The sequence below is a fragment of the Bacillus sp. EB600 genome (assembly GCF_024494385.1).
GTDB lineage: Bacteria > Bacillota > Bacilli > Bacillales > Cytobacillaceae > JAEVLT01.
The window spans coordinates 23,890-35,431 of the sequence record NZ_JAEVLT010000043.1 but is presented as its reverse complement, the minus strand read 5'-3'; the positions used below and the strand labels follow the sequence as shown (position 1 = coordinate 35,431).

Annotated in this window: 10 protein-coding genes and 1 pseudogene; 7 read left to right on the top strand and 4 right to left on the bottom strand. The window is 35.8% G+C overall.

Going from position 1 to position 11,542, the window contains the following annotated elements:
• The 6 genes and pseudogenes from JN080_RS24835 to JN080_RS24810 form a co-directional block, all read left to right on the top strand.
• A partial coding sequence (locus JN080_RS24835; protein WP_256238649.1) for a MarR family winged helix-turn-helix transcriptional regulator occupies positions 1–283 on the top strand: 283 nt, incomplete at its 5' end.
• 242 nt (positions 284–525) lie between these two features.
• On the top strand, positions 526–1,092 hold the full coding sequence (locus JN080_RS24830) for a dihydrofolate reductase family protein (protein WP_256238648.1): 567 nt from the start codon (positions 526–528) through the stop codon (positions 1,090–1,092).
• A 373-nt stretch (positions 1,093–1,465) separates the two neighbouring features.
• Positions 1,466–3,238, top strand: coding sequence for a beta-N-acetylhexosaminidase (gene nagZ / locus JN080_RS24825; protein ID WP_256238647.1), 1,773 nt, complete (start codon positions 1,466–1,468; stop codon positions 3,236–3,238).
• Between the two features lie 342 nt (positions 3,239–3,580).
• On the top strand, positions 3,581–3,787 hold the full coding sequence (locus JN080_RS24820) for a hypothetical protein (protein WP_256238646.1): 207 nt from the start codon (positions 3,581–3,583) through the stop codon (positions 3,785–3,787).
• 452 nt (positions 3,788–4,239) lie between these two features.
• The gene (locus JN080_RS24815) at positions 4,240–5,007 is read left to right on the top strand and encodes a hypothetical protein (protein ID WP_256238645.1); all 768 of its coding nucleotides are present in this window, start codon (positions 4,240–4,242) and stop codon (positions 5,005–5,007) included.
• Positions 5,008–5,081: 74 nt separating this feature from the next.
• Positions 5,082–5,357: pseudogene (locus tag JN080_RS24810) on the top strand (tyrosine-type recombinase/integrase); the annotation flags it as partial.
• Between the two features lie 735 nt (positions 5,358–6,092).
• On the opposite strand, the gene JN080_RS24805 reads toward JN080_RS24810, so the two are convergent.
• The 4 genes from JN080_RS24805 to JN080_RS24790 all read right to left on the bottom strand — a co-directional run bounded on the left by JN080_RS24805 (position 6,093) and on the right by JN080_RS24790 (position 10,067).
• On the bottom strand, positions 6,093–7,358 hold the full coding sequence (locus JN080_RS24805) for an FAD-dependent monooxygenase (protein WP_256238644.1): 1,266 nt from the start codon (positions 7,356–7,358) through the stop codon (positions 6,093–6,095).
• Between the two features lie 129 nt (positions 7,359–7,487).
• A complete protein-coding gene (locus JN080_RS24800) occupies positions 7,488–8,600 on the bottom strand; it encodes a cupin domain-containing protein (RefSeq protein WP_256238643.1) in 1,113 nt (370 codons plus the stop codon).
• A 23-nt stretch (positions 8,601–8,623) separates the two neighbouring features.
• Positions 8,624–9,112 carry a DinB family protein gene (locus JN080_RS24795; RefSeq protein ID WP_256238642.1) on the bottom strand — a complete coding sequence of 163 codons (489 nt, stop codon included), beginning with the start codon at positions 9,110–9,112 and terminating at the stop codon, positions 8,624–8,626.
• A 13-nt stretch (positions 9,113–9,125) separates the two neighbouring features.
• Positions 9,126–10,067 (bottom strand): fumarylacetoacetate hydrolase family protein, encoded by a 942-nt coding sequence (locus JN080_RS24790; RefSeq protein WP_256238641.1) that lies wholly within the window; start codon positions 10,065–10,067, stop codon positions 9,126–9,128.
• Between the two features lie 485 nt (positions 10,068–10,552).
• Here JN080_RS24790 and JN080_RS24785 point away from each other — a divergent pair, with 485 nt between their 5' ends.
• On the top strand, positions 10,553–11,353 hold the full coding sequence (locus tag JN080_RS24785; protein ID WP_256238640.1) for an IclR family transcriptional regulator: 801 nt from the start codon (positions 10,553–10,555) through the stop codon (positions 11,351–11,353).
• Positions 11,354–11,542 lie beyond the last annotated feature (189 nt).

Here is an 11,542-nt window from a genome sequence, read left to right as displayed (position 1 = left end):
GATAGCTGATAAGCTTATCTCATCAAAAAGTACAATTAGTGTTGGGATAGATAAATTAGTTAAAATGGAGTTAGTAGAAAGAAAAATATCTGAGGAAGATCGAAGAGAAGTAAAGATAAAATTAACTATTAAAGGTGTAGAAGTTTCAAAAAAATCCTGTAAGAATTCGATATCTTATAAGGCTATGCTTTTCGCATTAGATAAAATGCCCAAAGAAGATATTCAGTCTCTACTTCGTATACAGAAAGAACTATTAAATCACTTAATTGAAAGTAGTTTTTAAGCGAATCGTTTTTCAACAATCGGGCGCAATTCTTCAAAAAGAATTGTGCCTTCTTTAGCTATAGGGCCTTATTCTTGAATAACTAATTGTGGAAGTAAAGGCAATTTGAGATGATTGTTAACAAGTTAAGGCAGTTTAATAACATCAGTAACTTTATTCAGAAATAAATGCTGTAAATAAAGAAAATATAAAAAAACTTGGCAGGAGAAACAATATCTAAATGATTAAAGGGAGGAAGAATTATGTCCTATAACGGAAGACCAAGAAGAATAATTTTAGATTTAGCAATTACTTTAGATGGTTTTATTGAAGGGGAGCATGGCGAAGTTGATTGGTGCATCATGGACTCTGAGATGGGGTTTATTAATTTCTTAAATCAAATTGATACTATTTTATATGGAAGAAAAAGCTACGATTTATGGGGACAATTTACTCCAGAAATTGATACTGATACTGAAAAAGAAATTTGGGAAATAGTTCATAGTAAAGAAAAATATGTTTTTTCCAGAACGCAAAAAGGGACTGATAATAAAGCAATATTCATAAATGATAATATTCTTAAAGAAGTAAATAAATTAAAGAATAAGCCTGGTAAAGACATCTGGTTATATGGTGGAGCAAGTCTTATTACAAATTTTATCAATTTAGGGCTTGTTGATGAATTTAGATTATCTGTTCACCCTGTTATTTTGGGAGAAGGAAAACCGTTGTTTATTGATATAAAACAGAGGTTGAATTTAAAAATGGTTAATACAAGAACGTTCTCCTCTGGTGTTGTGCAACTAATCTATCATTTGAATGGGAATTAATAATATTGCACACTCCAAAGATAAAATACAATATAGGTAATACTCGATAGTAATTGTCACTTCTTCAACAATCGGGTGCCCTACTTTAATAACGATCTTTCACAAACGGGCGTTTAATATCTTTGAACAATGATATTAAGCTCTCTTTTTTTCAATTAAGGGGCATTCCGCCGAAGATTATTGCTGGAAAGAACAGTGTGGCTGAATATTTGTGGAGACGGAAAGAAAAAAGGACTTTTAAAAGAAATCCCATGTACTGATCAGACATATTTTTACAATGATTCTTTTTTAAGCTGATTGGCATTACTACAAATAAACGGTAATATAAAAACTCAAATCTTACCATAAAAATGGAAGAAAGGGGAATTAGAAAATGAATAAACAAAGGAATCCCCAGAATAAGCTACTTATTTTTACGATTCCACTTTTAATTTTAGCCTTGATCATTGGCGTTTATGCAACCAAAGAAAACGGTAACGAGAAGACGCCAGTTAAAGAGAATCCAGTTATAACTGACCCATCCGGTAAAAAAACATCAGATTCGGGGAATGATCAGATTTCAAGTCTTGAGAAATTAGTTGGGGAAACTTTTTCCCTATCTAAGGAAGGTAAGGTTCCGAACATTCCCTTTGTTTCAGGTAAAACAGGATGGGAGGAAGTAAATAAAGAGTGGGGAAAGTCAGAATATATTTCGGAAACTGCTAAAGGCAGGTATGAGGAATACGAAAGTCATCATTCTACAATCGGCTATTCCGGTAAGACTGTGAGTGATATACGGTCTTATGATTCCGAACTACAACATATCTCTTTAAATGAAATTAAGAATATTGGTGGAGAACCCGATGCCATTCGATACTATAAAGATACAACTCATGACCAAATGATACTTGTCTATCATGCAACCACTTCCACTGATTTATTATGGGTTTTGCCTATAACAACAGAGCAGGAACCAAATCCTAAAGTTGAACATATCTCACTCTATACACAGGTTAAAAAAACACCAAATCAAGAAGCACAAGTTGAAAAAAAGCCGAATCAACAAGAAAATCAAACCATTTCAGAAGTAATTTCTAAAATGAATTTAGAAGATAAAATTGGGCAGATGATTCTTGCTGGGATTTCCGGGACCACGATGGATGCAAACGCAAAAAAATTAATAAGCCAATTCCATGTCGGAGGAATTATTTTTTACAAAAATAATTTCGAAACCCCCGCCCAAACCATTCAACTTGTGGATCAAATGAAAGCTGAAAATAGTTCGAATCTACCGCTTTTTTTAGGTGCTGACCAAGAGGGGGGACGTGTGACAAGATTGCCGGGTGGACTTGCTAACTTTCCTTCAAATAAACAGATTGGAAAGGTAAATAATCCCGAGTTTTCTTATAAAGTGGGAACACTTTTAGGCCATGAATTAAAAGAATTTGGTTTAAATTTCGATTTTGCACCTGTTCTTGATATTAACAGCAATCCAAATAACCCTGTTATCGGGGATAGATCATTTGGGAACAATTCGGAAATAGTAAGTAAACTTGGGATTCAAACGATGAAAGGGATTCAGTCGCAAAACGTCATCTCTACGATTAAGCATTTTCCTGGACATGGAGATACATCGGTTGATTCCCATCTGGAACTCCCAATTGTGAATAAAGGCCTTAAGGAACTTAAAGAACTAGAGTTAATTCCGTTTGAACGTGCGATTGATCATGGAGCAGATGTTGTGATGGTCGCCCATATCTTATTGCCTGAATTGGATAAAAATAATCCAGCGTCCATGTCAAAAGCTGTCATGACGGATGTCCTTAGAAAACAACTTGGTTTCACGGGAGTAATCATAACGGACGATATGACAATGGGGGCCATTACAAACAATTTTGATATTGGTAAAGCAGCAGTAGAATCAGTAAAGTCAGGAAGCGACATTATTTTGGTAGGGCATGACTATAATAATGTTGTAAAAATTACCTCCTCTTTAAAAACCGCTGTTCAAAAAGGGGAAATTTCACAACAAAGATTAAATGAAAGTATAGAAAGAATTATTAAACTAAAAAAGAAATATAGCATTAATAATGCGAAAGTGGAAAATGCCAACATAAATGAGATAAATCAATTAATCACTAATCTTCTGAATAAGTATTTACAGTAGTTATTAATATCGGTTTGTGAATTAAAAGGATTACTTCTTTCACAATCGGGTTCTTATTTCCTTGTCGGAAGAGGATATTAGAGAATTACGTTCCATTTTGAACGAAAAGCCTAAAAAAAGTGAACCAAAAAATGAAGTTAGTTGAAAGTATGATGGTGCTTCTCACAGTTAGAATTAATATGAAGTTTTGAACTAACTATACTTATTCCATTAAAGGGCGCTATCCTGCAGCAAGGATTAGCGCCTATTTGCATTCTAGAGCCATATTCTCGAATAACTATTTGTGGAAATTATGGGAATTTGAGATAATTGTTATTACGTTGAAGGGGAGGAATTTTCTAAATGAAGTATTTCATAAAACTAAATGTGGTCAGCATTTTATATGCTCTTATGATATTTGTTCCTATCCAACTTATGGGTAATGTTTATAGGATTAGTAGATTAACTGGTTGGAATATTGGTACTGTAAATACTTTAAGTGGTGTAACTATTGTTGTTGGATTTATATTTGGACAATCCTGCTCTTTTTCTTTACAAAAAAATGGATGAAAGGTCGAACAGCTAACTTCTGGACAGTTATCCTTTGGGTTCCATATTTTATTCTTTATATATATATAATCGCATCTTTATTCCCAATAACGTATGGAGGGGATGCCCCTAATCCTGTTACAGGTCTTTTTGTGATAGTAGGTTTGATGGTTTTTCCTGTTTATATTTTAATTATCAATATCATTGGTTTACCAAGTAATGACGAAACGATAAAAATAATCTAATTTAAAAAGTTTGAGCAAGAATGTACTTCAAATAAGTTGTGGTTTTCAGGAATAAAAGTGTAGCCAACATAAACACAACGATATTCAAGAATAGGGCGCTTTTCTTGAGTAATGAAGAAAATCCAATTTCTCAATTTAATGCTGAGAAATTGGGCTTTTTAATATTATAATTTCTTTACCGTTATAAATTCACATACGACCAAAGAGATCGTTGCTTATTTAGAAGGGTTGAATATAAAAGTTTCACCTTCCACCGTCATCAATAAGATGAAATCTGGAGAACTTCCGGCCGTGATGAAGCCGTATCGAAACATTGATACATTCTTCGTGAAAAAAGAGGATCTGGACACAAATCTCCATCTGTTCAACCGAGTGAAGGGGAGAGAGAAATTCTATGATAAGAAAACAGGGTATTTTTTATTCCAGCCGTTCGAGAACAAGGAGACTGGTGAATTTGCCCGGATCATGGAGTGGGATGGAATCGGGAATGGTAAGGCCTTGACCAACCGGGAGAGGGAGCTTTTGATCGAAGATTTAAAGCAGCAGGGGTTCGAACCGGTCATGGAATTGGACGAGGAGATCACCAATAACAAAAAAGGATCCGTGGTGTTGCAATTGAACAAACCGAAACAGGTGAAATCGCTGACGTTTGATTTAATTGATCAATTCTATCGGATTGCAGGACCTACTAATATGAAGTTGGAAGTTTTGGATGGTGAAATTAAGATCGGAATGAAGCCAATGCTCCTTCCTTTCTATAAAACTGAACATCGTGATGAAATAGACTTGTTGAAAAAGAGCCTTGTAGAAGGGAAAATGATCTCCAGGCCGAATGGTGTTTTTTTAGATAGCGATTTAGTTTCCTTTGTGGCTTATGGGTCCACCCAATTAAAGGATCAGGTCAAGGAGTATGCGGATAAACAAGGGATGACACAAGAAGAATTCATCATACAAAGTTTGAAAGAGGCCGTCCAGAAGCGAAAAGAGAAAAATTGATCTAGAAGGTGTCAGCAATCAATGTAAAGTGGATCCGTCATGTTACATTCACAAGAAAGTAAACCTCTAGCTTGGTTGAAGATTCCCCTTATATTTTTACAGTTAGAGATTCCCGAAGTTTACGGTGCGGGGAATCCAGGCGATGATTGAAGGTATAGCTTGCCGAAGAAAAAATTAAACACTCATATGTTAGTCATACTTTTTGCAAATGGATGTTAAAAGCAACGGATAATGATATTGAAAAAGTGGGGAGACTCGCCGGTCACAGTAAAATTTCAACCACTGCAAGGTATTTACGCGATTCCTATAGTGTCTTGGTGGATGCTGTGGAAGCTTTGCCGAAATTTTAACTTGTGAAGATGATCTAAGTTAAGAAATACGACTTTAAATTTAAAAAGTACCGATATATAATAGAAGAAACTCGTGAAAAAACAGCATATGCTTAATCTGGAGAATAGGCTATGTATTCAATAATCGGGAATCGGGCCAGATTGTTGCATAACACATTTATACAAGTTACAAAAGAAAAAACAACCTTTTTTACAAAGGTTGCTTACATTTAAATCGTACGTTTTCCTTTAGTCGTTTACTTTTGAAATTAGTTACACGCCAACCTTGATAATCACGATTATTACTAAAAGTTATTATGGTCACTAAATCATTTGAGGGATTGTGAGCACCTTCAAATAAGGAATCATCTTCTAGTTGCTTAATCTCTTTTTTATAGTGTCCTTGCCAATGGTAAAGAGCATAGTGGGTTTACTATTGACATTGGAAAACCTAATAAAATCATTGCTTTTAAGAGTCCGATCGACATGATTTCCTATTGGTCAGTCAAGCAAAAAAATCTAATGGATGCACGTTTAGTTAGCATGAATGGTTTAGTTTAAAGCCTAAAATGGCTATGCAAAGTCATATCGACGCTACAAGGGGTATCGCCAACATTCAGCGTTTTCTGCCGGAACCCCCAGCAATAATGTTCAAAATGTAAATATATTGATTTCTTAATATTTTAAAAATATTATAAAAAAGCACCTCCGTGTCGTATCCGACTGAAGGTGCTTTGGGCTAGTTTCTCTATTCTATTATTTTGCTAGTTCTAATTCTTTTTTTGTGATATGTTTCTCAATATCTACAAATGGCACAAATTTATTTTGATATACTGCTGCTTCTCTCTTATATCCATGTAACCAATCAGTATAGAAGAAACCATTAGCTTGACATTTCTTAAAGATATCATTACGAAGAGCAATGGCTAATGGATCAACAGCATGAATGATTTCTCCCCAGAAACGTGCAGTTGTTTGAACACGTGCAGAACGAGGAAGACGTTCTTCTTGATACTCTTTGAAAGCGGCTTCAAAATTCTCACCATGTGCCTTTAATACATCAGCTAATTTTGCAGTATCTTCTAATGCTTGAACTCCACCTTGTGCAAGGTATTGTAACATTGGATGAGCTGCATCTCCTAAAAGTGTGATGTTGTCATCTGTCCAATTGCCGATTGGGTTACGGTCATACATTGGCCATCTGAAATCTTTATTAATGAATTCAAGCGCTTTCCCAATTTTTTCATGACAACCTTCGAAAACTTGCATCATTTCTTCTGGTGTTCCCCACACAGTAGATTCAGGTGTCCAAGTAGGGCTTTTGAAAACAACAACTTGATTATATAATTCTCCGCGACGTACACAGTATTGAACAACGTGAGAGTTTGGTCCAATCCACATAATTACATCATCCATGTTCGCATCTTCAGAAACGACCTCAATTGGAAGTGTTCCACGGTATGCTACATATGCAGAGTTAACAGGTTGATCTTGAACGAAATGCTTACGAACATTTGAATGAATTCCATCTGCTCCGATTACTGCTTTACCTTTGATTTTTTCACCACGTTGGTTTGTAAGGTATACACCATCAGCAGTTTTTTCAACAGAGTGGATATCTGTATCTGTATAAAGTGAAACTAATGGGCTTACTTTACATGCTTCTAACAGTACGCTGTGTAAATCTGAACGGTGTAATACAATGTATGGAGCACCATATCTTTCTTCATACTCTTTTCCTAAGTCTAAAGCAGTTAATTCTTCTCCTGTCCAAGCATCCTTTAACACAAGGCGTTTAGGGTATACAGCAAAATCATTAATGCGATCCATTAATCCGTAGCGTTTTAAAACGGCAACACCGTTTGCTGCTAATTGAATTCCTGCTCCAACTTCTCCAAACTCTGGTGCTTTTTCAAAAACTGTTGTTGCTTGACCTGCTTCAGCTGCTGCAAGAGCTGCTGCTAAACCACCGATTCCGCCGCCAGCAATTAAAACTGTATTTTCAGTGTTTGTATATGTCATTGAAAACTCTCCCTCTTTTTCTTCTATTTGGAATAAACATTCAAAAAGTATGTACTAAGCAGCAGCAAAACCATATGATATTGAGCTGCTTAGCCCTGTAAAGTATAAATTAGTAACCCTTTTTAAAGCTTAAGGCAATAATGGTTTAAACTCAGAAGTAACTTCTTGTTGACCATTATTTTGATCATATACTTCGCGTTTTTCAATATCGAATCTTTCCATAATTGGAATATCATTAGTCGTGAAGAAATATGTGTCTTCAGTTGCTACATGCTCAACCCAAGCCCAGTTCGGAACACAGAAGAAATCTCCTTCTTCCCAATCGAAGCGAACACCGTTAATGATACTGTATCCAGAGCCTTTGTATACTTGATGGATCGATGCATGTGTACTACGTTGTGCTTTTGTACGGAAGCCTTTAGGGAACTTCTGAATCCAAGCCGCAATTGTTGGGTTTGCAGTTGTACCGGTCGAAGGGTTAATAAATTCTATAGCATATCCTTCAAATTCATCTGGCTCAAATTGGCTTAAAGATTCAATTGCTGTATACGTATGTTTCCACTTATATGAACCTAGTGGCGCAATAGATGGGCTACGGTCTGCAACTGGACGTAGCATACCCGCTGCATAGCGTTGTGAACCATAATTATCCGGAACTTTGGGTTGTTCAATTCTCTCTGGATAATTCTCAAAGAACGTACCACCTAAAGCATAAATCGTTGGAATATCAAGAATATCGGTCCAAATCATTGGTTTTGTACCTTCGTGGCCGTGACCATGCCAAAGGTTTTTCGGTGTAATTAAGAAATCCCCTTCTTCCATGAAGATTCTTTCACCTTGAACAATACTATATGCACCTTCACCTTTTGTAATAAAACGAAGCGCATTTTGTGAGTGGCGATGAGATGGAGCCACTTCACCGGGTTGAAGCAATTGAACAGCTGCATAAAGAGTTTGTGTTGTGGAAGCCCAACCCCAAGGTTGACGATAGTCCAAACCAGGATTTTGTAGGTAAATCGCTCTTCGTTCTCCACCGCGTTCTGGTGTGAAAATTTGTGCAGCTTCCAGTAATTTCTTTTCTAACAAACTACCTTTCCAAAGATAAGCTTGTGCATGTGGTTCTGGAGATTTATGCATTAATGCTGGAATTGCTTCCCACAATGGCCCAAGATTATATTGGCGAATATCTTCTGTAAAATCTTTTACAATTTGACTCTTCATAAATTCAGTTGTTTCTGCCATGTTAATTGAACACCACCTTTAGATTAGTTTAATTTTGAAAGATTTCTTTCTATCTGACCATAGTGCTTGCTGACATGTTCGATAATAAGGTGGTCGACAATAAATGAAATCGGTTTTGTGCCAAAATTTGGGTTGCGGCTGATAGCTTCAATTGCCAAAGAATCTTTATTTAAAGTTCCTAGTTCTTTTCCAACTTGGGATTTTAATGACTCAAGTTCTTTTAACACATCTTCAACCGACCTTTTGTCGGTGTCCGTTACAGCGGCAAGACGAGCCTCTTGAAGGTGGTTTCTTCCCCATAATTCACCAGGCTGAGCCTTTATTTGAGCTATCTCACCCAACCAATAAGGAACTGCTTCTAATACATGGCATAAAATTTGTATAATCGACCATTCATCTTCACTTGGCTTCCAGCGGATCGTTTCCTCTGAAAGCCCTAAAACTGTGCCAATCATTTTATCAATCGACTGTTGAACCGATTCAATGGATTGTTGGATTGTTTTTGTTCCCATTTCAGGATCACTCCTACTCTGTAACTTTTTTCACTTGATTTTCTAATGTTCCAACTTTATCAATTGCAATTTTGACAACATCTCCGTCTTTTAGGAATGTTTGTGGATCCATTGCAAAACCTACTCCGCCTGGAGTTCCTGTTAAAATAATGTCACCTGGTTCTAGTGTCATCAGATTGGATAAGAACTCTACTAAATATTGAACAGAGAATACTAGATTGGCAGTATTCGTATGCTGTCTTACCTCACCATTCACCGCTAATATAACTTCTAATCCAGACGGATCTGTTAGCTCATCAGATGTAACGAGCCATGGACCCATTGGGGCGCTGCCCTCTACTGTCTTACCTTGTAACCATTGAATTGTGCGGCGTTGAATGTCACGGTAGGTTACATCATTTACGATGGTGTATCCTGCAACATAATCAAGAGCCTCTTCTTGTGATACGTTTCTGGCCCTTTTTCCGATAACGAAAGCAAACTCTGCTTCATAGTCAAGTTGTTCTGAAATTGGGAAGAACGGAATATCATCTTGTGGTCCAACAACTGTGTTAGCAAATTTTGCAAATACAACAGGATATTGAGGGATTTCACGTTTCATTTCCAAAATATGTTCGCGATAATTGTGACCAACACAGATCATTTTTCCAGGAGCTGGAACTGGTGCTTCAACTTTTACTTCATTAAGAGCATATACAAGTCTATATCCATTATCTGTTTTATTTTCTAAAGCATAGTCAATGGCTTTTTTAGCGAATTCTAAGCTTTCCTTTCCACCCTGTAAAAATCCAGTCATATCAGCTGGAACAAATGCTTCAGCAATTTGTTGTGCGCGAATTTTTCCTTCTGATGCAAGTAAAGTCTTGTATGCAATATTCAAATCGATGACTTCTTCATTGACGATGACTCCAACACGTTGTTTGATACCTTCACGGCTAAATGTAATTAGTTTCATTAGTAAACTCCCTTTCCTTTAAGTAAGCTCATAGTTAGATTGCATTGCATTCATTAATTTTGTAATCGGATCCATTTATCAAAATAGTTGACAGTATTCTCTATATAAAGAATTTAATATATTTTTTTACTATTGTCAATATTCTTAACAAAGAAAACTGATTAATTTATCAAAATAGATAACATTGTTCTCTGTTAATGCGATAAATCTAATTTATTCATTTTGTATTATCAATATGATTAACGAAAAAATTTAGTAAATTTAAACCATACTCCTTCCAAGCGTCCTTTATCTTGATGAATATTTATTACGATTGTTCTTCTTAATTCAGCTGTTAGCACAGATTTTTCTTTGTTGACATCTATCCAATTAAATAGCTATATTTCAAACAACGTACTTTTTCTAAGGAATATGAGTCGCCGCAATGTATACAGTTATTAAAGGTTAAGAGAGATTTTTAACCTTTTAGTCTAGGAGGATCTTAAATGGAAGTTATAAAAAAAGGAAGAACCATTCAATCATTACAAATAGGTATTGGCATCGTGGATTTAATAGCCAAACAAGGAAGGCCTCTGAAATCTTCTGATATTGATAATTTGACAGAAATTTCAAAAAGTAATTTGTATAAATATCTTCATACTTTTACGCAATTAGGAATTCTTGATCGTGACAAAGAATCTGGTGCATATGTATTGGGCAGTAAGCTAATTGAATACGGTTTGGCTGCTGTAGGTCATGAAAATGTTGTTGACCGAATCACACCTTATCTGCAAGAAATCAATGAAAAAAGTTTGAGTACCGTTGTATATTCCACTTGGACACATAATGGACCTATGATCATCAGGGAGTTTTACGCAAACCAAGGATATAATATTGGGGCTCAGACGGGAACGTTGCTTCCTCTTCTTTCTGCAACAGGGAAGGTATTTATGGCTTTCATAGATGAACAAATTACTCGTGAATGGGGAAAGAAAGAATTAAAGAAAACTCCTTCAGAAAAAATTAACCACCTGAAAGAAGAGTGCAAATTAATTTGTAAGAAAGAAATTTCTTTTGCCAGGGAGCCACTCGTTCCATCTGTATCCTCCGTTGCTTTCCCTGTATTTAATTACAAAAAGCAACTCCTTGGTACTGTTACAATTGTCGGCTTTTCCGAGTTAATACCTCAAAATGAAGACGAAGAGCTTAGCAGATATTTAATGAGTATAAGTAAAGAGATATCTGGAAGTTTTGGTTATGAACCACATATAGAAACCAGAATAAATTGTATAGAGCAAATTAATTAAAAAGCGGGCTATCCTCGCTTTTTTACTGTGTTAAGGCTTTCTCCTTAGTAGGCTCACAAAATCTCGTATGTGGATTTCTATAGAAGCGGTAACAGGGGAATTATAGATATTTTCCCAATAGTCAGAAAAATATTGAATATTTTTATTGAAAATTCGAAATCATCCCGTATAATCCCTGTTAGGAAACTT